This is a genomic window from Kitasatospora sp. NPDC058063 (assembly GCF_042885395.1).
GTDB classification, from domain to species: domain Bacteria; phylum Actinomycetota; class Actinomycetes; order Streptomycetales; family Streptomycetaceae; genus Kitasatospora; species Kitasatospora lactacystinica.
Map to the genome: position 1 here is coordinate 15,892 of NZ_JBHVSD010000020.1, position 19,530 is coordinate 35,421.

At 75.4% G+C, this 19,530-nt stretch carries 19 protein-coding genes and 1 pseudogene; 8 read left to right on the plus strand and 12 right to left on the minus strand.

Features of this window, described 5'->3' with window-relative positions; all coding sequences use genetic code 11:
• Positions 1–125: 125 nt before the first annotated feature.
• Genes ACFVUY_RS29495 through ACFVUY_RS29505 form a run of 3 tightly spaced genes read right to left on the minus strand, consistent with a single transcriptional unit; the run spans position 126 to position 3,039 of the window.
• A complete protein-coding gene (locus ACFVUY_RS29495) occupies positions 126–812 on the minus strand; it encodes a DUF6875 domain-containing protein (protein WP_387734999.1) in 687 nt (228 codons plus the stop codon).
• Complete coding sequence (locus ACFVUY_RS29500) at positions 809–1,510, minus strand: hypothetical protein (RefSeq protein WP_387735001.1); 702 nt, start codon at positions 1,508–1,510, stop codon at positions 809–811. The genes ACFVUY_RS29495 and ACFVUY_RS29500 overlap by 4 nt, the downstream gene beginning before the upstream one ends.
• The gene (locus ACFVUY_RS29505) at positions 1,507–3,039 is read right to left on the minus strand and encodes a pyridoxal phosphate-dependent decarboxylase family protein (RefSeq protein WP_387735301.1); all 1,533 of its coding nucleotides are present in this window, start codon (positions 3,037–3,039) and stop codon (positions 1,507–1,509) included. Before ACFVUY_RS29505 ends, ACFVUY_RS29500 begins: the two co-directional genes overlap by 4 nt.
• Positions 3,040–3,441: 402 nt before the next feature.
• On the opposite strand from ACFVUY_RS29505, the gene ACFVUY_RS29510 reads away from it, so the two are divergent.
• Positions 3,442–4,962 (plus strand): multicopper oxidase family protein, encoded by a 1,521-nt coding sequence (locus ACFVUY_RS29510; protein WP_387690640.1) that lies wholly within the window; start codon positions 3,442–3,444, stop codon positions 4,960–4,962.
• 77 nt (positions 4,963–5,039) lie between these two features.
• Here ACFVUY_RS29510 and ACFVUY_RS29515 read toward each other — a convergent pair whose 3' ends face one another.
• Both ACFVUY_RS29515 and ACFVUY_RS29520 read right to left on the minus strand, forming a co-directional pair.
• Positions 5,040–6,563: an FAD-binding protein gene (locus ACFVUY_RS29515; RefSeq protein ID WP_387735004.1), complete on the minus strand. Its 1,524-nt coding sequence runs from the start codon at positions 6,561–6,563 to the stop codon at positions 5,040–5,042.
• 63 nt (positions 6,564–6,626) lie between these two features.
• Positions 6,627–6,965: a hypothetical protein gene (locus ACFVUY_RS29520; RefSeq protein ID WP_359906340.1), complete on the minus strand. Its 339-nt coding sequence runs from the start codon at positions 6,963–6,965 to the stop codon at positions 6,627–6,629.
• A 308-nt stretch (positions 6,966–7,273) separates the two neighbouring features.
• Here ACFVUY_RS29520 and ACFVUY_RS29525 point away from each other — a divergent pair, with 308 nt between their 5' ends.
• Positions 7,274–7,573: a YciI family protein gene (locus ACFVUY_RS29525; protein WP_387735007.1), complete on the plus strand. Its 300-nt coding sequence runs from the start codon at positions 7,274–7,276 to the stop codon at positions 7,571–7,573.
• A 217-nt stretch (positions 7,574–7,790) separates the two neighbouring features.
• Positions 7,791–9,431 carry a phosphoglucomutase (alpha-D-glucose-1,6-bisphosphate-dependent) gene (gene pgm / locus ACFVUY_RS29530; RefSeq protein ID WP_387735008.1) on the plus strand — a complete coding sequence of 547 codons (1,641 nt, stop codon included), beginning with the start codon at positions 7,791–7,793 and terminating at the stop codon, positions 9,429–9,431.
• A gap of 141 nt (positions 9,432–9,572) precedes the next feature.
• Here the strand turns inward: pgm and ACFVUY_RS29535 are convergent, their stop codons facing one another.
• Together ACFVUY_RS29535 and ACFVUY_RS29540 are read right to left on the minus strand one after the other, a co-directional pair.
• Positions 9,573–10,073, minus strand: coding sequence for a carboxymuconolactone decarboxylase family protein (locus ACFVUY_RS29535; protein WP_387735010.1), 501 nt, complete (start codon positions 10,071–10,073; stop codon positions 9,573–9,575).
• The gene (locus tag ACFVUY_RS29540; protein ID WP_387735012.1) at positions 10,070–10,735 is read right to left on the minus strand and encodes a class II aldolase/adducin family protein; all 666 of its coding nucleotides are present in this window, start codon (positions 10,733–10,735) and stop codon (positions 10,070–10,072) included. The genes ACFVUY_RS29535 and ACFVUY_RS29540 overlap by 4 nt, the downstream gene beginning before the upstream one ends.
• 143 nt (positions 10,736–10,878) lie before the next feature.
• Between ACFVUY_RS29540 and ACFVUY_RS29545 the strand changes: the two genes are divergently transcribed.
• Complete coding sequence (locus ACFVUY_RS29545; protein WP_387690627.1) at positions 10,879–11,265, plus strand: MerR family transcriptional regulator; 387 nt, start codon at positions 10,879–10,881, stop codon at positions 11,263–11,265.
• 70 nt (positions 11,266–11,335) lie between these two features.
• Here the strand turns inward: ACFVUY_RS29545 and ACFVUY_RS29550 are convergent, their stop codons facing one another.
• Positions 11,336–12,517, minus strand: a complete 1,182-nt coding sequence (locus ACFVUY_RS29550) for an MFS transporter (protein ID WP_387735014.1) — start codon at positions 12,515–12,517, stop codon at positions 11,336–11,338.
• Between the two features lie 146 nt (positions 12,518–12,663).
• Here ACFVUY_RS29550 and ACFVUY_RS29555 point away from each other — a divergent pair, with 146 nt between their 5' ends.
• Entirely contained in the window at positions 12,664–12,996 is a 333-nt protein-coding gene (locus ACFVUY_RS29555) for an ArsR/SmtB family transcription factor (RefSeq protein WP_387690623.1), read from the plus strand.
• A gap of 215 nt (positions 12,997–13,211) precedes the next feature.
• Positions 13,212–14,513: an alpha/beta hydrolase family protein gene (locus ACFVUY_RS29560; RefSeq protein ID WP_387690621.1), complete on the plus strand. Its 1,302-nt coding sequence runs from the start codon at positions 13,212–13,214 to the stop codon at positions 14,511–14,513.
• Positions 14,514–14,561: 48 nt separating this feature from the next.
• Here ACFVUY_RS29560 and ACFVUY_RS29565 read toward each other — a convergent pair.
• From ACFVUY_RS29565 to ACFVUY_RS29575, 3 genes and pseudogenes are all read right to left on the minus strand, one after another.
• Positions 14,562–14,810, minus strand: a pseudogene (locus ACFVUY_RS29565) (hypothetical protein); the annotation flags it as partial.
• Between the two features lie 180 nt (positions 14,811–14,990).
• Complete coding sequence (locus ACFVUY_RS29570; RefSeq protein WP_387690619.1) at positions 14,991–15,413, minus strand: tautomerase family protein; 423 nt, start codon at positions 15,411–15,413, stop codon at positions 14,991–14,993.
• Between the two features lie 84 nt (positions 15,414–15,497).
• Positions 15,498–16,205, minus strand: coding sequence for an SDR family oxidoreductase (locus ACFVUY_RS29575; protein ID WP_387690617.1), 708 nt, complete (start codon positions 16,203–16,205; stop codon positions 15,498–15,500).
• 166 nt (positions 16,206–16,371) lie between these two features.
• Between ACFVUY_RS29575 and ACFVUY_RS29580 the strand changes: the two genes are divergently transcribed.
• Together ACFVUY_RS29580 and ACFVUY_RS29585 are read left to right on the plus strand one after the other, a co-directional pair.
• On the plus strand, positions 16,372–17,034 hold the full coding sequence (locus ACFVUY_RS29580) for a helix-turn-helix domain-containing protein (RefSeq protein ID WP_387735016.1): 663 nt from the start codon (positions 16,372–16,374) through the stop codon (positions 17,032–17,034).
• 51 nt (positions 17,035–17,085) lie between these two features.
• Positions 17,086–17,805, plus strand: a complete 720-nt coding sequence (locus ACFVUY_RS29585) for an HAD family hydrolase (RefSeq protein ID WP_387690613.1) — start codon at positions 17,086–17,088, stop codon at positions 17,803–17,805.
• Positions 17,806–18,731: 926 nt separating this feature from the next.
• Here the strand turns inward: ACFVUY_RS29585 and ACFVUY_RS29590 are convergent.
• Positions 18,732–19,382 (minus strand): GNAT family N-acetyltransferase, encoded by a 651-nt coding sequence (locus tag ACFVUY_RS29590; RefSeq protein ID WP_387735018.1) that lies wholly within the window; start codon positions 19,380–19,382, stop codon positions 18,732–18,734.
• Between the last annotated feature and the right edge of the window lie 148 nt (positions 19,383–19,530).

Genomic DNA, 19,530 nt, shown 5'->3' on the forward strand with positions numbered 1-19,530 from the left:
ATCCGTCGGCGCAGCGCCCGCGCGGGAAGTCGGCCCGGCCGACTTCCCCCGCGGCACCGGCCCGGGGCGAAGGGGCGCGCGCGGAGCCGGGCGCCGGCCGGCTCCGCGCGCGCGGGGGAGGGGGGTCAGGCGGCGGCGTTGTGCCGGCGGGCGCGGACGCTGGTGACCAGCTGGGCGCGGATGCGGGCGGGGACCTCGGGGGCGAAGCGGGCCAGGTAGTGGTTCAGGTGGGTCTCGTCGCCGGCGAGGAAGGGCAGGTCGAAGACCAGGAGCTTGCGCACCGCGAGCAGCGGGACGGGGGCGCGCAGCGGCCTGAAGGCGTGGTTCCACAGGCCGGGTTCCTCGCAGACCGGGTGGAACTGGCCGATCATCAGGCCCTGTTCGACGAACTCGTCCTTGGCCTTGCGCTGGAGCTCGTCCAGCACGGTGGAGTCCTCGCGGTCCAGCTGGGGCATGACCAGCAGGACGGTGAGCAGTTCGCGCTCGGACTCCTCCGTCAGGGCGGCGAGCAACGCGTCGTAGCGGGCGCGCAGTTCGGCGACCAGGAGGGGAAGGTCCCCGTCGGGGGAGCCGTCGGCAACGGCGATGTGGAACAGGCCGCGGCGCAGCGAGGGCTGGGTGTAGGGGCAGACCGGGCCGCTGCGGCCGAGGTCGGGGTGGGCGGTGGTGAGGAAGGCCCGCGCCCAGGCGAGGGTCTCGGCGGCCTCGGGGCGTTCGGCGGCGTGGCCGGCGTCGATCTGTCCGGCGCTGTACAGGCGCAGCGCCGAGAAGGAGGACACGGCGGGGGCGGCGGGCAGGGCGGGGGCGGTCATCGGGGCCCCCGCCACACCGGGGCCAGGCGGGGGCCGCCGCCGGGCAGGGCGATGGCCTCGCCGAAGCGGGTGAAGCCGCCGCCGGCGAGCAGGTGGGCCCCGCCGGGGGAGCTGGTCTCGGCGTAGGCGGCCTGGCCGGCGGCGTCGACCTCGGCGAGGAAGGCGTGCAGCAGGGCCCGGCCGGTGCGGGTGCGGCGGGCGTCGGGGTGCACGCCGACGAAGGCGAGGTAGTGGTGGGAGCGGTGGCGCGGGTGGCGCAGGGTCTGCAGGCGGGTGATGGCGGCCAGGCGGCGGGCGGGCCCGTCGTGGCCGGCGGCGTCGATCGCCTCGGCGAGGGCCCGGGTGGCGGCGCCGTCCTGCGGGCCGGGGTCGTCCCAGTGGCCGGGCGGCAGGAACAGCAGCGCCCCCAGCGGCTCGCCGTCCCGGGCGGCGCCGTCGCCGGTGGCCCGGTGGGCGACCAGGGCGCCCCGGTGGGCCAGGCACTGCTCGACGTGGACGCGGAAGAAGGAGGGCATCGCACGGGCGCGGTGGCCGGGGTCGGGGAAGGCCCAGAGCATCAGCGCGTCGTCGGCGAAGGCGGCGGCGAGCACGTGGGCGAGGGCGTCCTCCTCGCCCGGGCGGGCCGGGCGCACGGCGGGCCGTACGGCGGGCCGCAGGGCGGTGCCCGCGGCGGCGGGCAGGGCGGTGGTGGTGGTCAACGGGCACTCTCCTCGAACGAGGGGGCGGACGAAGGGGAAGGCGGGTCAACGGTCGTATCGGTCGCATCGGTGGTGTCGGTGGTGTCGGGTGCGGCGGTCACGTCGGCCGCACCGGCCCCGTCGGGTGACGGTCGGGCGGCCGCGGCGGCCGCGGCGGCCAGGGCGGTGACCCGCGCGTGCAGCGGCTCCACCCACTCCTCCGCCTCCGGCTTGATCAGCACGCTGCGCAGCACCCGGGCCCCGCCCGCGTCCGCGCGCACGCCGGGGTGGCGGCGGGTGAAGTCGGCGGCGTCCACGCGCAGCACGCTCAGGTAGACGGGGTCCCGCTCGTCGGCCATGCCCCGGCGCAGGACGTACTCGCTGGCGGCGTCGATCGCCGACAGCGCGGGCGCCGGCGTCCCGGGGACGGTGGGGAAGTAGGTGAGGATGTCCAGCTGCGGCCGCTGGTGCAGCGTCAACTCCTCGCTGGCGTCGATCAGTTCGGCCCAGGCCAGGGCGGCGCGCCGGCTCGCGGCCAGCCCCGCGCCCAGGCCCTCGGGGGTGAGCGGCAGCAGCTGCAGGGTCAGCCACAGCGCGGCGGCCGAGGCCCCGGCGCGCGAGCACTCCAGGCTGATCTCGCCCAGGTGCAGTTCGGCGTCGGTGAAGTAGGTGTACGGGGAGTCGTGGGCGAAGTGCCGCCCGATGCCGGGGTCGGCGAACAGCACCGCCCCGCAGCCGTAGGGCTGCAGGCCGTGCTTGTGCGGGTCGACGGTCACCGAGTCGCAGCCGGCCACGGCCCGCCACGGCGCGGTGTCCACCCCGAGCGAGGCCGCGAGCGCCTCGTCGGCGGCCAGCAGCGCGAAGAACCCGCCGTAGGCGGCGTCCACGTGCACCCGCGCCCCGTAGCGGCGGGCCAGCGGGAGGATCTCGTGCACCGGGTCGACGGCGCCGGGCCCGGTGGTGCCGCAGGTCACCACCACCGTGCCCACCCGCCCGGTGCGCAGCAGTTCCTCCAGCGCGCCGACGTCCATCCGGCCCTCGGCGTCGGCCGCCACCGCGTGGCTCTCGACGCCCAGGACGTGGCACATCCGGCTGTGGGTGTAGTGGGCCTGGGCGCTGTGGGCGACGCCGAGGCCGGGGTGGCTCTGGCGCGCCACGTACAGCGCCTCCAGGTTGGCGATGGTGCCGCTGCTGGTCAGGTGGCCCACGTGCGCGGGCAGCGCGAACATGGCGGCGAGCTGCGCGACGCACTCGCGTTCCATGTCGTTGGTGGCCGGCCCGCCCTCGTAGGCGTGGTTGTTGGGGTTGAAGCGCATCGCCGTCAGGTAGCCCACGACCGCCGCCGGGTGCGGGGGCTTGACCATCTGTCCGGCGTAACGCGGGTGGAAGAACGGGTAGTTGTGCTCCAGGCGCTTGGCGAAGCGCTCGAACGCGGCGGCGAAGTCCGCCTCGTCCACCAGGTGCGAGGGGTGCGGCCGCAGCGGCCCGAACCGCTCGCCCCACCGCTCGGCCACCTCGGCCGCCCTCGGCAGCCAGTACCGCAGGTCCACGCTCCGGCCCTTCCCCTTCGAGTCCATCGACAGACGGGGGCCGGCGCGCGGGTGAGCAGCACGCCGGGCCCCCGGCGAGTACGAGCGTTCACCGCGAGCCGAGTCCTTGAGCGTTCCTCGACCGCGTCCGCAGCCACGGTGGCGGCCCCGCGCAAGGCGCCCGCAACACCCGCAGCTCACCCACCGCGGCGCCCGCCGGCCCCACCCGCACCGCCCCCCACCGGCCCGAAGGGCGCCGCCCGCGGCCCCAGCCGGACCCCAGCGCGGCCCCAGCGGGCGCTGCTGCAATCACCCCCGGACAAGGCCGCCCCCACCCGGGAGAGGCCGGGGGAGCCCACCCGGGCGAGGCCGCCCCGACCCACCCGGGCGAGGCCGGGGAGCCCACACGGGAGGAGAGACGCGATGGTGACCAGACGCAGGATGATCGGCGCCGCCCTGGCGACCGGGGGAGGAGTCCTGCTCGTGCGCACCACCCAGCACCCGGCCGCCTCCGCCACCTCCGCCGCCTCCGCCGCGCAGGACGCGCAGGACGCGGGGCACGCCCACCCGGCGGGCGCCGACGCCCCCGACCCGGGCCCCGACGCCGGCCCCGCGCTCGCCCCGAAGTTCACCACCGCCCTGCCGCTGCCCCCGGTGCTCAGCCCCGTCTCCACCGACGGCGGCGCCGACACCTACGCGGTGACCATGCTGCGCTCCTTCGCCCGCATCCTGCCCGGGCACCGCACCGACGTCCTCACCTACAACGGCGCCTTCCCCGGCCCCGTCATCCGCGCCCGCTCCGGACGGCCGGTGATCGTGCGCCAGACCAACCTGCTGGACGACCCGGTCTCCGTCCACCTGCACGGCTCCGCCGTCCCCGTCGACAGCGACGGCGGCCCGATGAACCTGCTGAACGCCGGCGCCACCCGCACCTGCACCTACCCCAACGACCAGCCCCACGCGAGCCTGTGGTTCCACGACCACGCCCACCACCTGGAGTCCGAGCACGTCTACCGGGGACTGGCCGGCACCTACCTGCTCACCGACGCCACCGAGGCCGCCCTGCCGCTGCCCTCGGGCCGCTACGACCTGCCCATCGCGCTGCGCGACGCCCGCTTCGACGCCTCCGGCAACCTCGTCTACCGCATGGACGACGCCGCCGGACGCGCCACCATCCTCGCCAACGGCCGCCCCTGGCCCAAGGTCGACGTCGCCGCCCGCCGCTACCGCATCCGCCTGCTCAACTCCTCCAACCTGCGCTTCTTCTCCCTGCGCCTGGCCGACGGCGGCCCCATCACCTGGATCGGCTCCGACGGCGGCCTGCTGGAACGCCCCCACACCACCGACACCGTCGACCTCTCGCCCGGCGAGCGCGCCGACGTCGTCATCGACTTCTCCCGCTACCGCCCCGGCACGAGCGTCGTGCTCACCAACTCCATGCCGCCGGGCCCCGCCGAACACATCGGCCAGGTCCTGCGCTTCGACGTCGGCCGCCCCGCCCCCGACCCCTCCTCCGTCCCCGACCGGCTGCGCACCCTGGCGCCGCCGGGACCGGTGGCCCGCGAGCGCACCGTCGTGCTCAAGGTCGAGGAGGGCGGCGCCGGCGCCGCCCCGCGCGGCCTGATCGACGGCAAGGTGTACGACCCGGCCCGGGTGGACGCCGCCGTCGCCTTCGGCACCTCGGAGATCTGGACCGTCCACAACGCCAACACCGACATCCCGCACAACTTCCACCTGCACCTGGTGCAGTTCCGCGTCCTCCAGCGCAACGGCCGGGCCCCCGGCCCCGAGGAGTCGGGCCTCAAGGACACCGTGCGCCTGATGCCCGGCGAGAGCGTGCGCCTGCAGGCCACCTTCGACTCCTACCGCGGCCGCTACCCCTACCACTGCCACCTGCTGGACCACTCCGCGATGGGCATGATGGCCCAGATGGAGATCACCTGAGCACCCGGCCACCCGGCCCCTGCCGGGCCACCCGGCCGCCGGGCCGCCCGCCGTGACGCGGGCGGCCCGAGGGCGCGTCAGGACGCGTGGATGCCCTGCCCCGGAGTGAGGATTCCCGCCGGGTCCCAGCGCCGCTTGGCCGCCACCACCCGCTCCCACAGCCCCCCGTAGTGGCGCTGCCAGTCCGCGCGCGTCATCCCCGGCACCGCCCCGATCAGGTACCGCTTGCCACCCAGCTCCACCGCCAGGTCGTACAGCAGCCGGTTGCGCTCCAGCATCGCCGCCGTGTCCGACCCCGGCCCCGGGAAGGCCAGCAGGTCGAAGTGCCAGCCCACCTCCTCCCGCCCCGGCAGCACCGCCAGCGGCGCCTTCACCTTCGAGCGCAGGTACGGGTAGAACAGCAGCAGCCCCGCCCCCAGGTCGGCGGCGGTCAGCACCTCGGCGGCCCGCGCCATGAACGCCCGCGCCGTGGACGCCGGCAGGAACACGCTCAGCCACGGCTTGGGCAGCGCCCAGAACCCGGCCGCCCGCAGGTACCCCGAGAAGCCGTCCACCCGGTAGGCGTACTCCCGCCAGCTCTGCTCCACCACCTCCGTGTCCACCGGCGCCAGCCCCGCCAGCAGCGCCGCCCGGTCCACCGCCCGCCCGGCGTCCGTGAACGCCACCAGCTCCGCCTTGTAGCGCCAGCGCGAACCGTCCGCGCTGCGCACCACGTCGCCGACCTGGAAGTCGAAGCGGCGCCGGGCCAGCACCTTCTCCTGGTCGGCGAGGTAGGCGTCCAGGTCGTCGTAGTACAGCGAGAAGACGTGGGCGCGCTCGGGCACCCGCACCAGGGCGAGGGTGACGCGCACGATGACGCCGACCTGGCCGCCGCCGGCCAGCACCGCCTCGAACAGCTCGCGGTTGCGGGTGGGGGAGGCGGTGACCAGCTCGCCGGTGCCGGTCACCACGTCCAGCTCCAGCACGTTGTCGACCTGCATGCCGTGGCGCTGCACGCCGCCGCCGATGCCGCCGACGCTCAGCGTGCCGCCCACCGACAGGTGCAGGTAGTCGGTGAGCACCGGCGGCACCCAGCCCGCGGCCAGGCCCGCCTCGGTGACCTGCGCCCAGGTCGCCCCGGCCTCGACCACGGCGCGCCCCGGGCGCACCGAGACGACCTTCGACAGGCCGCGGGCGTCGATGGCGACGCCGCCGCGGGGGTTGGCCTGGCCGTAGCTGGAGTGCGACTCCAATCCGGCCTCGCCGAGCTGCGCGAGGTCCCCGCTCTGCCCGTTGACGGCCACCGGGATGCGGTGGCGGCGGGCGAAGGCGACCAGCTGCTGCACGTCGCGCACCGAGCCGGGGCGCAGCACCGCCCGGGGCGCGGCGGTGACGAGGTGTCCGAAGTCGCCGGAGAAGCGCTCCAGGCCCTCGCCCCGCAGGGTCACCGTGCCGTCCAGGGCGGGCAGCCGGGCGATGTCGGCGCCGGTGTCCGTGCCGGTGTCCGCGTCGGCCTCGGTGGCCCAGGCGGCGGTGGCGGTGTTCCAGCCGATGACGGCGGTGACGGCCCCGGCGCCGGCCGAGGTGAGGAGGGCGCGGCGCGACAGTCCTGACCTGCTCATATCAGAATTTCTCCGATCAGTCGTCAAATAGGGATTGTTGTACCGCAACTATCGGGTGATCACCTACTGGCGTGCACCGGTGATCTGCTGCTCGATGCGCCGCAGCTCGGCCATCGGGTACTCCCACATCCGCACCTGGTGGGCGGGGGCGTGGGCGGGGACGTGCGCGCACGCCGCCCGCGCCTCGTCCAGCAGCGCCTGCCGCGCCCCGGGCAGGTGGGCCACCCGCGGCCCCTCGGCGGCCTCCCGCAGGACGAACGCCAGCTTGTAGGCGTGGGCGGCCGGGCTGACGGCGAACAGCGCCCGGTACACCCACAGGCCCTCCTCGCCGCGCAGGATCCGCTCGTTGTGGCTCAGCAGCCGTACCCGGGCCTTCAGCACCATGTCCTCGTGCACGCTCATCGCGCCCGTCCCCCTTCGTCGTTCGTGTGGTCCCCCCGTCCGCCCGCCGCCCCCTGTGCGGGGGCAGCACGCCGTGCGCGCCGGCCGCCCTGGAAAGGACGGTCGGCGCGGGACGCGGAAGGGGATGCGCACGAGTCTGCGGGCGCGCACCGCCGCGCGGCAAGGCGGAAGAAGGGTGGGCTGCGTCCTACCGAACCCTTGCCCGACCTGGCAGGATGGGGGTCGGCACCCTCCCGGCCGGGCGCCGCGGGGCCGGAGTCGCGGAGGCGCGGGAGGCGGGCCGTGACCCGGGGTCTAGCCTGGGCCGCATGTTCGTACTTGAGCTGACGTACACCGCCGACGTGGAGTCGATCGACGCTGTGCTGCCCCAGCACATCGAGTGGCTCCGGGAGCACTACGCGGCGGGCACCTTCCTCGCCTCGGGGCGCAAGGTGCCGCGCGACGGCGGGGTGATCCTCGCGGTGGGACCGGAGCGGGCCGGCATCGAGGCGCTGGTGGCCACCGACCCGTTCGTGCGGGCCGGGTTGACCGAGTACCGGGTGACGGAGTTCCTCGCCACCACCACCGCCGAGGAGTTGGCGGCCCACCGCCAGCAACTGCCCGCCTGAGCCCTGCCGCCCGCGCCCGTGCCCGCCCGTCCGCGCCCGTTCGCACCGCCGGTGTCTCCGCCCGCGCGTCCGTGCCCGTCCGTTCGGGTCCGGGCCCGTCCGTCCGCGGTGCCCCGGGCCGTTCGTGCGGTTCGGGGCACGGTCCCGTTCTGGCTACGATCGGTGAGCGCGGAGCGACGACGTATCGCGAGTACCGACTTTCGGCGGGAGAAGACGGATGGCACACGCACGGGCCGGGCAGCCGGCGCAGCCCGGTGACCTGGTGGACGTGGCGCGGCTGGTGACGGCGTACTACGCGCTGAACCCGGACCCGCAGGAGCCCGGGCAGCGGGTGGCGTTCGGGACCTCGGGGCACCGGGGCTCGTCGCTGGACGCGGCCTTCAACGAGGACCACATCGCCGCGACCACGCAGGCGATCTGCGAGTACCGGGCCGAACAGGGCGTCGCGGGCCCGCTGTTCCTGGGCGCCGATACCCACGCCCTGTCCGAGCCCGCCAGGGCCACCGCCCTGGAGGTGCTGGCCGCCAACGGCGTTCAGGTGCTGATCGACGCCGCCGACGGCTACACCCCCACCCCGGCGGTCTCCCACGCGATCCTCGCCCACAACCGGCGCAGCCCCCGCGCGCTGGCCGACGGCATCGTGGTCACCCCCTCGCACAACCCGCCGCGCGACGGCGGCTTCAAGTACAACCCGCCCAGCGGCGGCCCGGCCGGCTCCCAGGCCACCGGCTGGATCCAGGACCGCGCCAACGAGCTGATCCGCGAGGGCCTGCGCGGCGTCAAGAAGGTCCCCTACGCGCGGGCGCTGGCCGCCGCCACCACCGGGCGCCACGACTTCCTCACCGCCTACGTCGAGGACCTGCCCTCCGTCCTGGACCTGGACGCGGTGCGCGACGCGGGCCTGCGCATCGGCGCCGACCCGCTCGGCGGGGCCTCGGTGGCCTACTGGGCGCGCATCGCCGAGACCCACCGCCTGGACCTGACCGTCGTCAACCCGGTGACCGACCCGACCTGGCGGTTCATGACGCTCGACTGGGACGGCAGGATCCGCATGGACTGCTCCTCCCCGGCCGCGATGGCCTCCCTCATCGGCCGCAAGGACGAGTACGCCATCGCCACCGGCAACGACGCCGACGCCGACCGCCACGGCATCGTCACCCCCGACGGCGGCCTGATGAACCCCAACCACTACCTCGCGGTGGCCGTCGACTACCTCTACCGCCACCGCGCCGACTGGCCCGGCGACGCCGGCGTCGGCAAGACCCTGGTCTCCTCCTCCATGCTCGACCGCGTCGCCGCCGACCTCGGCCGCACCCTGGTGGAGGTCCCGGTCGGCTTCAAGTGGTTCGTCGACGGCCTGCTGGAGGGCTCGATCGGCTTCGGCGGCGAGGAGAGCGCCGGCGCCTCCTTCCTGCGCCGCGACGGCGGGGTGTGGACCACCGACAAGGACGGCATCCTGCTCGCCCTGCTGGCCGCCGAGATCACCGCCGTCACCGGCGCCACCCCCAGCGCCCACTACCGCGAACTGACCGAGCGCCACGGCGCCCCCTCCTACGCCCGCGTGGACGCCCCCGCCGACCGCGAGCAGAAGGCCCGCCTGGCCCGCCTGTCCCCGGAACGGGTCGGCGCCGGCGAGATCGCCGGCGAGAAGATCACCGCCGTCCTCGCCAAGGCCCCCGGCAACGGCGCCCTGATCGGCGGCATCAAGGTCTGCACCGAGAACGCCTGGTTCGCCGCCCGCCCCTCGGGCACCGAGGACGTCTACAAGATCTACGCCGAGTCCTTCCACGGCGACGAACACCTCGCCCGGGTCCAGGACGAGGCCCGCGCCCTGGTCGGCGAGGTCCTGCGGGGCTGACCCCCGCACCGGGCGGCCCCGGCCCGGCACCTTCCGCCGGACCGGGGCACCCCGGCACCTCCCGGGCGCGCACCTCCCGGGCGCACCTGCCGGGCCTGCCGGGCCCGCCGGGTCGGGGCGCCGCCGTTCTCCCGGGCGTTCCTATCGGACGCCGCCGTCCTCGCGGACGCGACCGCCGGGTTCCGGCCGGTCCGGCCCGGGGCCGGGGCCGGGGTCGGGGCCGGCGGGATCCGGGGCCCGCCCGCCGGCGTCGCCCGCGTGCGGCAGGAGCTCGGCGATGATCTCGGTGCCGAGTGCGTACGCCGGCACCCCCGCGGTGATCAGCGCGGTCTCGGCGACGCCGATGAGATCGGTGATGCCCGCCCCGGCATGGAGCGCGCCCCGGGCGTGGATCCGGGCGGGGTGTGCCCGGCCGAGGGCCAGCAACTGCCCGAAGTGGACGAGCTGCTGCACCCGCGCTCCCAGCGGACTGTCGGTCAGCACGATGTGGCGCAGCTCCGCGAGCGCCTCCTCGGTCGGCAGCCGGCCGAACTCCCGGGCCAGGCGCAGCCGCTCCTGCACCCCGGCGGGAACGGTCGCGAGGGTGGAGCGGTAACGGTCGCGCACGGCCTGCGTGCGGGAGTCGAGGGTGTCGTCCGTCATGACGCGACCCGCGCGATCGCGGCGCGCACGGCCTCCCGGGCGCCCGGGGGGAAGTCCACGGCCCCGCCGATCGCCGCGGCGGCGATCTCGGCCTCGGCGCTCTCCTCGATCGCCACCACGAGGTGGGCGGTGGCTGCCGAGTCCGGGCCGAACACCAGGAGGCCGTGGTTGGCCAGCAGGACGGCGGCCGTCGTCGGGCGCCGCCGCAGCACGTCGGCGATCCCGCGCACCGACACGTCCGATCCGCGAGGTCCCCAGGGGACCACGGGGACCTCCTCGGCCTGTCCGAAGCGCAGCATCGGCTCCGTGCGGCAGGGCAGCGGCCGGTGGGCCACGGCGAAGGCGGTCGCGGAGGGCGAGTGGGTGTGGATGATCGCGCCCACGTGCGGGCGGGCCCGGTACACGGCGCTGTGCATGGCGATGATCTCGGCGCTGACGGACCGCAGCGCGCCGTCGAGGACCTGTCCGTCGAAACCGACGGTCGCCAGCTGTTCGGGCTTCAGGCCGCGGACGAACCCCGGTGTCAGCAGGAGCCGTTCGCCGTCGAGCCGGGCGCTCAGGTTGGCGTGCCCCGAGTGGGACATCACCCCGGCCGCGAAGAGCTTCTCCGCGGCCTCCACCAGCTGCCCGGCCAGCTGTCCGCGTACGTCCCCGTCGCTCATGGCGGTACCTCCAAGGGTGCTGCCGGCGGCTCTTGTTCGCCGCCGTCCACGTGTCGGCCACTCTTCAGCTTGAACTAAGGTTCAAGTCAAACGCCCGGGCCGACGAGGAGCAGGAGCAGCGGAAGGTGCAGCGGAACACGCGCATGACGATCGGCCGACTCGCCGAGATCACCGAGGTGCCGGCTTCGGCCATCCGGTACTGGGAGCGCCACGGCCTGCTGCCCGCGCCCGAGCGCGAGGGCGGGCAGCGGCGCTACCCGCCCGAGGCCGCCGAACGGATCACCGTACTGCGCACCTTCCAACAGGCCGGGCTGAGCCTGGCCGAGATCGGGGAGTTCCAGCGGGAGCAGCCGCGCCGGGAGGTCATGATCCGCGCCAAGATCACCGAGATCCAGCAGCGCATGGTCGATCTCGACCACGCCCACCAGCTCCTGACCCACGCCCTCGGATGCGGCCAGGAGGACATCGTCCAATGCCCCAAGTTCCGCCGGCAGATGGCGCAGTGGCGGACGGCGAACCCGGTGCCGTGACACGATCCCGGTCACCGGCCGGTCGGCGACGACGCCCCGGGCGCCCGCCTGCCGGGCCCGCTGCGTCTGCTCAGGCGCCCGCCGGCTGCGCCCGCTCCGGGCCCGGCGCGGGCCGGCGCTCGTCGCGCGTGGTCGCCGCCGCCACCGCGCACGCCACCAGCGCCAGCACCGCCGCCGCGAACGGGAACCACCGCCCGCCCAGCACCGCGATCGCCGCCGACCCTGCCGCACCCCCCGCCGCCGTCCCCAGGTACAGCGCACTGCTGTTCAGCGAGATCAGCAGCGGCGCGTTCACCGGATCGATCGACGCCAGCCGGTGCGGCAGCGCCACCGACACCGCCCACCCCGCCATCGGTACCACCACCGCGTACGCCAGCGCCCCCGGCATGCTGAGCCCCAGCCACGGCAGCGCGGCGAACGCGAGCGCGGCCACCGCCGAGCCGGCCAGCAGCACCCGCCGCACCCCGATCCGGTCCACCAGGCGCCCGCCCAGCCAGCTGCCGGCCACCGACATCACGCCGCTGGTCAGCAGGATCAGGCTCAGCCGGTCGGCGTCGCCGCCGGTGGCGCCGGCCATCGCGGTGGACAGGAAGATGTAGACGCTCTGGAAGGCGAGGAAGAACACCAGCGTGGTGGCCGCGGCGCCCAGGACCCGGCGCCGGCCCAGCGGCGCCAGGCGCGCCTTGAGGGTGGGGGCGGCGGTGGGGGCGGGCAGGTCGCGCAGCAGGAGGGCGAGGCCCGCGAGGGCGGCCAGGCCCAGCGCGGTGACCAGCCACATCGTCATCCGCCAGTCGGCGCGTCCCACCCAGGTGCCCAGCGGCACGCCGAGCGCGGTGGCCACCGTCATCCCGCCGAGCACGGTCGCCAGCGCCCGTCCGCGCCGCTCGGGGGCGACCAGGGTGGTGGCCACCGCGTTGGCGGTCGGCGTGTAGAGGGCGGCGCCGGCCGCGGCCAGGACGCGGGTGGCCAGCAGCAGCCCGTAGGTGGGGGCGAGCGCGCTGAGCGCGTTGGCCGCGCTGAACACCGCGAGCGCGGTCAGCAGCAGGCGCCGGCGCGGCCAGCGGGCGGTGAGCGTGGCCAGCACCGGGGCCAGCAGCGCGTAGCCGAGCGCGAAGACGGTGACCAGCTGGCCGGCGGCCGGCACCGACACCCCCAGGTCGGCGGAGATCGGGCCGAGGATGCCGGCGAAGACCATCGAGTCGGTGCCCATGGCGAAGGTGCCGAGGGCGAGCAGGAGCAGACGTACGGGCACGGCAGGGCCCCCCGGGGCGCAAGGAAAACCAATTGTTGGATGGACATGCAACTGTTTGATGCTCGTCAAACACTCGGGGATGGGTGGATGATTGTCAAACCATCCGTTTCCCCCGCGGTTCCCCGCGGCCCCGAGGAGCGTGCGCCATGAGCGACGACGAGCGGCTTCCCCAGCCCGCCACCGCCGACATCGACCTCGTCACGGTCCTGCACGCCCTCGGCGACCCCGTGCGCATGACCCTGCTGCTCAGCTACGCCGACGACGCCGAGCACTCCTGCGACCCCCGCGTCCTGGGCCTGGACCACCTCCACAAGTCGACCGTCTCCCACCACATGCGGGTGCTGCGCGAGGCCGGCGTCACCACCACCCGCGTCGCCGGCCGCAACCGCTTCGTCAGCCTGCGCCGCGCCGACCTCGACGCCCGCTTCCCCGGCCTGCTCGACGCGCTCCTGGCGGGCCGGTCAACTCCCGTACGGTAGGCCAAGGTTGACCCCTAGGGGGTGGAGTGCCGCGGCTGCCGCCGCAGGCGTAGGCCCGCGGACGTAAGGCCCCCCGGGCGGCTCCTGCCGCGGGCGGACGCGCCCGGGCGGGCCGGGTCGGCACGGTGGACGCGTACCCCGCCCACCGGCGCGCACCGCCCACCGGCGCACCCCGCCGTCGTGCCGCCGCCCGACCCGCCGCAGGAGCCACGCCCATGACCGGATCCCAGCCCGAGCGCCCGTCCGAGCATCCGCTCTCCCGCCCGCTCTCCCGTCCGTCCGATCGCCCGTCCGATCGCCCGCTCGACCGTCCGCTCGGCCGCCGCGGCGTCCTCGGGGCGCTCGCCCTGGGCGCCGCCACCGCCGCCACCGCCGCCACCGCCGCCGTCACCGGTGCCGGGCCCGCGCGTGCCGACAGCGCGCCGGGCGGCACCGCGCCGGGCGGGGGCGCGGGGGAGCCCCGCCTGTGCCTGCCGGCGCCCACCGGTCCCCACCCCGTCGGCACCGCCCTGCTGTACCTGACCGACACCACCCGCACCGACGCCTGGGCCCCCGTGCCGCGCCCGCGCGAACTGCGCGCCCGCCTCTGGTACCCGGCCGCGCCCGGCGCCCGGGGCCCGTACGCGCCGTGGATGAGCCCCGCCGAGACCGCCCACCTGCAGGCCGCCTACTTCGCCGTCCCCGACGCCCGCCTCGCCTGGCCCACCACCCACGCCCGCCCGGACGCGCCCGCCGACCGCAGCCGCCGCCACCCCGTGGTCCTCAACTCCCACGGCTCCGGCGCCGACAGCGCCTTCAATACCGCCCTCGCCGAGGAACTCGCCTCCCACGGCCACGTCGTCGCCGCCGTCGACCACACCTACGACGCCGGCGAGGTCGAATTCCCCGGCCACCGCCTCGAAGTGCGCGACAAGGCCCGCGTCCAGGCGATGACCGACGCCGAGATCGTCGCCTACCGCGCCGCCGACGCGCGCTGCCTGCTCGACCGCCTCGAAAACGGCCCGCTGCCCGCCGGCCTCCACACCGCCCTCGACCTCGACGCCGTCGGCATGTTCGGCCACTCCATGGGCGGCGCCACCACCGCCCAGGCCCTGCACGACGACCCGCGCATCCGCGCCGGCGCCGTCCTGGACGGCCCCCTGTTCGGCACCAGCGCCACCGCCAACCAGGACCGCCCCCTGCTGCTGATGGCCTCCACCTGGGACAGCCCCGCCCGCGACGCCATGTGGGACACCCTGTGGCCGCACCTGACCGGCTGGCGCCGCCGCCTGACCCTCACCCGCTCAGGACACCTGTCCTACTGCGACCTCCAACTCCTCGTCCCCCAGGGCCAGAGCGTCTTCGCCTGGCCCGCCGACCAGCTGGAACACTTCCTCGGCACCGGCGACCCCCAGCGCGCCGTCGCCGCCCAACGCGCCTACCTCACCGCCTACTTCGGCCTCCACCTGCGCGCCGTCCCCGCCCCCCTGCTCGACGCCCCCTCGCCCCGCTGGCCCGAGATCCGCTTCGACGCCTGATCCCCTGAGTCCCCGAGGTCCTGAGTCCCCGGGTCCTGTTCCGCTGCTCCGCTCCTCCACCTCGGCCGTCACCTCCGTCAGCGCGAAGTACGCCGGCCACATCGGCCCCTCGTCCAGTTGCGCCCGGTCGCTGAAACCCAGCGTGGCGTAGCGGGACTTGAACTTCTCCGCGCTCTGGAAGAAGCACACCACCCTGCTCTCCGGCGCGTAGGCGGGCATCCCGTACCAGAGCTTGGGCGCGAGCGCGGGAGCGGTGGCGGTGACCACCGCGTGCACCCGCTCCTCCTCCGTGCTGTCGTGCGATCCCGGGAGGGACCTCGGCGCCCGCCTCCGACACGGCGGACGGTCCGTCGGCTTCCGGTGCCGGCAGGTGGTGTGCGCACGGTGAAGCGGCGGAGCGGGAGGCCCGTGCCGGTGGGCCTCCCGCTCCGCCGTACCGCCTCCCAGCGGCGGTGAGGGCGGTGCGGTGCAGCGGGGTCAGTAGGGCAGGGGCCGGTTCTCGCGGGCCCACGCGCGTTCGGCCTCGCTGCGGGGCGGGGGCGGGGCGATGCCGTCCGTCATCCACAGGTCCTGGGGCGTCTCGTCGATGTGGAACTCGCAGTACAGGCCGCGCTCGGCGGTGTGGGGTGCGAGGAGGGCGGCGAGGCTCTCACGGGTGTGCCGGCGCGCCCGCGGGTCCGCGTTGTGGCGGGCGATGTGCTCGACCACGATGCGCACCGCGCTGTCGTCCGGTTCGCCGCCGACGTGGAAGGAGTCGGCGGCGATCTCGTGGAAGAGGGTCATGACGTAGAACCTCGGCAGCCCGATGCGGGTGTAGAACCCCGTGACGTCGCCGGCCAGTCGACGCTTCTGCTCGGGGGTGTAGGTGCCGGGAGGGTGGTAGACGTGCCACAGCGGCATGGGGTGTGCTCCTCGGTGTCGGTGTCGATGTCGGTGCGTGCCGGTGTCGGTGTGCGTCGGTGCGTGTCGGTCCCGGCGCGGGGGTCAGCGGCCGATGCGCACGGTGAGGCCCTCCACCGGTCCGGACAGGGCGGCCTTGACGGCCCGGGTGGCCTCGTCGACGAGGACCTCGCTCTCGCCGCGCGCCAGGGCGTCCAGCACGATCCGGGCGACCTCGGCCGGCGGGACCTTCTCGACCGGGAGGGCCGCGACCATGTCGGTGTCCGCGAAACCCAGGTGCACGCCGAGGACCTGGGTGTGCTGGGCGGCGAGCTCCAGGCGCAGGGAGTTGGTCAGCGACCACAGCGCCGCCTTGGACGCCCCGTAGGCCCCGGCGCCCGCCCCCCAGGACAGCAGCGAGTGGACGTCCACCACTGCGCCCCCGCCGCGCGCGGCCAGCACCGGCGCGAACGCCCGGGCGACGCGCAGCGGGCCGAGGACGTTGGTCTCGAAGGTGGCCCGGACCTCCTCCAGGTCACCGGTCAGCAGCGGCCCCGGGTACAGGACGCCGGCGTTGTTGAAGACGATGTCGACGTCGTCGGCGGTGGCGGCCGCGGCGGCCACCGAGGCGTCGTCGGTGACGTCCAGGGCGAGGACCTCCACCCGCGGGTCGCCGCCGGCGCCGGGGGCGGGGGTGCGGGCGGTGGCGTAGACCTTCCCCGCGCCGCGCGCCAGCAGCTCCGAGACGAACGCCCGGCCCAGGCCGCGCAGGCCCCCGGTCACCAGGACGGTGGAGCCTTCGATCACGGTCATGCGCATCTCCTCGCTCGTGGGGCGGCACCGGCCGTGACTGGCGGCGCCGCAGCGTTTAGATTATTACCATCATCTAAATGGGATGGGAAAGTGGACCCCGGGAGCACCACCCGGGAACACACCCGGGAACACCACCGCCGTCCGACACGAGGAAGGGAGCCGCGGCATGCCCCGCGTCTCACGCGCCGAGGCCGAACGCAGCCGCCGCCGCGTCATCGACCACACCGCCCGCCTGATCCGGGAGAAGGGCCCCGACCAGGTCAGCGTCCCCGAGGCGATGGCCGCCGCCGGACTCACCCACGGCGGCTTCTACCGGCACTTCGCCTCCAAGGACGACCTCCTCGCCCAAGCCCTCGCCGCCGCCTTCACCGAACGCCGCGAAGCCATGGAACGACTCGCCGACCACCCCGGCGACCAGTCCGCCGACCAGTCCGCCGACCGGCCCGGCGACGACCGCACCCCCCGCGCCGAGTTCCTCGACCGCTACCTGTCCGAACCCCACCGCGACCACCCCGGCCACGGCTGCGCCGCCGCCGCCCTGGCCGCCGACGCCGCCCGCACCGAACCCGGCTCCCCCCTGCGCACCGCCTACACCGCCGGACTGCGCGAACTCGTCGACGCCCTGGCCGCACTGCCCGAAGGCGCCGGACGGCAGGAGACCCTCGCCGACCTGTCCACCATGGTCGGAGCACTGCTGCTCGCCCGCGCCAGCGACGACACCGCACTGTCCGAGGAATTCCTGACCGCCGCCCGCCACCGCCTGGCCGACGGGGCGGACGGCGGGGACGGGGCGGACGGGGGCGGGACCGGGGCACCGCGGACCGCATAGGGTCCGTACGTGGCCGGGCCGACCCGGACGGAACCAGCGGAAGGACGGACCGTGCCGATCAGAGGTGTGATCTTCGACGTCGACGACACCCTGTTCGACTACTCGGGCTCGGAACAGGCAGGCATCCTCGCCCACCTGCACCACCTCGACCTGCTGCACCGCGTCCCCGACCCGCAGAGCGCCGTGACGTTGTGGCGCGAGGTCATGCGGGAGCAGTACGCCCGCTTCCTGGCCGGCGAACTGACCTTCGCCGGTCAACAGCGCGAACGCGCCCGCCAGTTCCTCGCCCGCCTCGGCGAGGACACCAGCACCATGCCCGACGAGACCGCCGCCGCCTGGTTCGCCGGCTACACCGCCCACCGCAACGCCGCCTGGACCGCCTTCCCCGACGCCGCCCCCACCCTCGCCGCCCTCGCCCCCACCCACCGCCTCGGGGTCGTCTCCAACGCCCCGATCGACCAGCAACGCCCCAAACTCCACGCCACCGGCCTGCTGCACCACTTCGACGACACCGCCCTCGTCGGCTCCGACCGGCCCGGCGAGGCCAAACCCGACCCCGCCATCTTCTGGACCGGCTGCGCCCGCCTCGGCCTGCCCCCGCACGAAGTCGCCTACGTCGGCGACAACTACGACCTCGACGCCCTCGGCGCCCGCAACGCCGGCCTGCACCCCTTCTGGCTCGACCGCACCGCCACCCGCACCGCCCCGGTCGACGACGGCATCCACGTCCTGCACACCCTCACCGCCCTGCCCGCCGCCCTCCAGGCCTGACCCGGGCCGCCCCCGCGCACAGGAAGTCGGCCGGGCCGACTTTTGGCGCGCGCGGGAGGCGGCGAAGCGGGCCGGTGGCCCCGGCCCCGGTGCCGGCGCTCGTCGGCGGGGCCGGGCGAGCGCACGGGAAGTCGGCGGGGCCGACTTCGTGTGCGCGGGGCGTGTTGGCCGCTGGCCGCTCGTCGGTCGTTCGCTGGTCGGTCCGCTGCTCGGTGCATCTGGCACGGCCGCTGTCCTGCACGGGAAGTCGATGGGGCCGACTTCCCACTCCCCGGCCCGTTCCCAGGAATCGCCGGCTGAGCCGCCCCGCTGGAGGGGCCGGGCTTCCCGTGCGCGGGGCCGCAACGCCACGCGCTACCCCAGCTGCGGGGACCGTTCGCCGGGCGCCGGAAGTCGGCCCGGCCGACTTCCGGCGTCGAGGCATGGAGCGGAGCCGAAGCCCTCGTCCGAGACCTGGGCCCGGCTGACGGTGATTCCCGTGCCGATCCGTCCGGCCCTCGTCGGCAGGCCCGCCTCTCCCGCGGCTGTCGCGGGTTGTGGGGGCAGAGTCGGCCGCAGGCTGCTGGCGGATGGGGAGGGGTGAGCGCATTGGAAGTCGGCGGGGCCGACTTCCAATGTCGAGGAAGGGCTTGAACTCGAAGCTCTCGTCGGGCGCCTGGCCTTGGGCGGATGGCGATTTCCCAGTGCCGAGCTGCCCGGTGCTCGCCGGCAGACGTGTCTCTTCTGTGGGCTTCGTCTGTCGGCCGGGCCTGCGTGCGGTTGTTGTGGGGAGTGGGAAGTCGACGGGGCCGACTTCCCACTCCCCGGGGCGTGTTGGCCGCTGGCCGTTCGTCGGCGGGGCCGGGCGGGCGCACGGGAAGTCGGCGGGGCCGACTTCCCACTCCCCAGGGTGTGCTGGGTGCAGGACGTTCGCCGGGGGGCCGGGGTCAGTCGGTGAGGCCGAACATGGTGCGGCAGGCGGCGCTCAGGCCGGTGACGGTGACCGGGGTGCGGGCGTGTTCGGCCCAGGCCTCGGGGCTCAGGCGCAGGCGCTCGGAGACCACCACCCGCCCGTCCAGGACGTCCCGGTCGATGCCGTCGCCGCGGTAGCCGAGCCTGCGCGAGACGGCCAGGGAGGAGTGGTTGTCGGCGAAGGAGAGCGAGGTCGCCGAGCGCGCGCCCAGCTCCGCGAAGGCCAGGTGGAGCATCGCGGCCCGCATCTCGGTGCCCAGGCCCTTGCCCTGGTGCTCCAGGCCGAGCCAGGAGCCGGAGACGATTTCGCGCCGCACGCCGAACTCCTTGGCGCGCATGTCCTGGATCCCCACCGGGCGCCCCTCGTGGAAGGCGACCAGGTCCAGCGCCCAGTGCTGCGCGCTCCAGCGGCCCAGCCGTGCCCAGTGCAGCTGCATCACGTGCCGGGCGCGTTCGGCCGGCGGCAGCTCGCCCCACGGTGTCAGGAACGGGCGGTCCTGGGGCAGGTGGACGCCGCGCGCGGCGACGTCCGCCACCTCGGCGAGTTCCTCCTCGGTGGGCAGGCGCAGCTCCAGGCGGGGCGAGGTCACGCGCAGCCCCCGCAGGGGCCAGTGGTCGGTGATCATCGGACCAGTGTGCCCAGCGGGCGCACGACCCGCACCGCCATTTCCACCCGGCTCGCCGCCCCCGCCCCCGCGTCCCGCCCCCGCGTCCCGCTCCCCGCCCCCGCTCGCCACCAGCGCATCCCGCCCCCGTGTCCCGCCCCGTTTTACG

Bases quoted from the DNA above. Each gene is read 5' to 3' on its own strand.
- ACFVUY_RS29510 (WP_387690640.1), top strand. From the start codon at position 3,442: ATGGTGACCAGACGCAGGATGATCGGCGCCGCCCTGGCGACCGGGGGA.
- ACFVUY_RS29525 (WP_387735007.1), top strand. From the start codon at position 7,274: ATGTTCGTACTTGAGCTGACGTACACCGCCGACGTGGAGTCGATCGAC.
- ACFVUY_RS29515 (WP_387735004.1), bottom strand. From the start codon at position 6,563: ATGAGCAGGTCAGGACTGTCGCGCCGCGCCCTCCTCACCTCGGCCGGC.
- ACFVUY_RS29555 (WP_387690623.1), top strand. From the start codon at position 12,664: ATGAGCGACGACGAGCGGCTTCCCCAGCCCGCCACCGCCGACATCGAC.
- ACFVUY_RS29545 (WP_387690627.1), top strand. From the start codon at position 10,879: ATGACGATCGGCCGACTCGCCGAGATCACCGAGGTGCCGGCTTCGGCC.
- ACFVUY_RS29570 (WP_387690619.1), bottom strand. From the start codon at position 15,413: ATGCCGCTGTGGCACGTCTACCACCCTCCCGGCACCTACACCCCCGAG.
- ACFVUY_RS29590 (WP_387735018.1), bottom strand. From the start codon at position 19,382: ATGATCACCGACCACTGGCCCCTGCGGGGGCTGCGCGTGACCTCGCCC.
- ACFVUY_RS29535 (WP_387735010.1), bottom strand. From the start codon at position 10,073: ATGACGGACGACACCCTCGACTCCCGCACGCAGGCCGTGCGCGACCGT.
- ACFVUY_RS29575 (WP_387690617.1), bottom strand. From the start codon at position 16,205: ATGACCGTGATCGAAGGCTCCACCGTCCTGGTGACCGGGGGCCTGCGC.
- ACFVUY_RS29495 (WP_387734999.1), bottom strand. From the start codon at position 812: ATGACCGCCCCCGCCCTGCCCGCCGCCCCCGCCGTGTCCTCCTTCTCG.
- ACFVUY_RS29520 (WP_359906340.1), bottom strand. From the start codon at position 6,965: ATGAGCGTGCACGAGGACATGGTGCTGAAGGCCCGGGTACGGCTGCTG.
- ACFVUY_RS29580 (WP_387735016.1), top strand. From the start codon at position 16,372: ATGCCCCGCGTCTCACGCGCCGAGGCCGAACGCAGCCGCCGCCGCGTC.
- ACFVUY_RS29540 (WP_387735012.1), bottom strand. From the start codon at position 10,735: ATGAGCGACGGGGACGTACGCGGACAGCTGGCCGGGCAGCTGGTGGAG.
- ACFVUY_RS29560 (WP_387690621.1), top strand. From the start codon at position 13,212: ATGACCGGATCCCAGCCCGAGCGCCCGTCCGAGCATCCGCTCTCCCGC.
- pgm (WP_387735008.1), top strand. From the start codon at position 7,791: ATGGCACACGCACGGGCCGGGCAGCCGGCGCAGCCCGGTGACCTGGTG.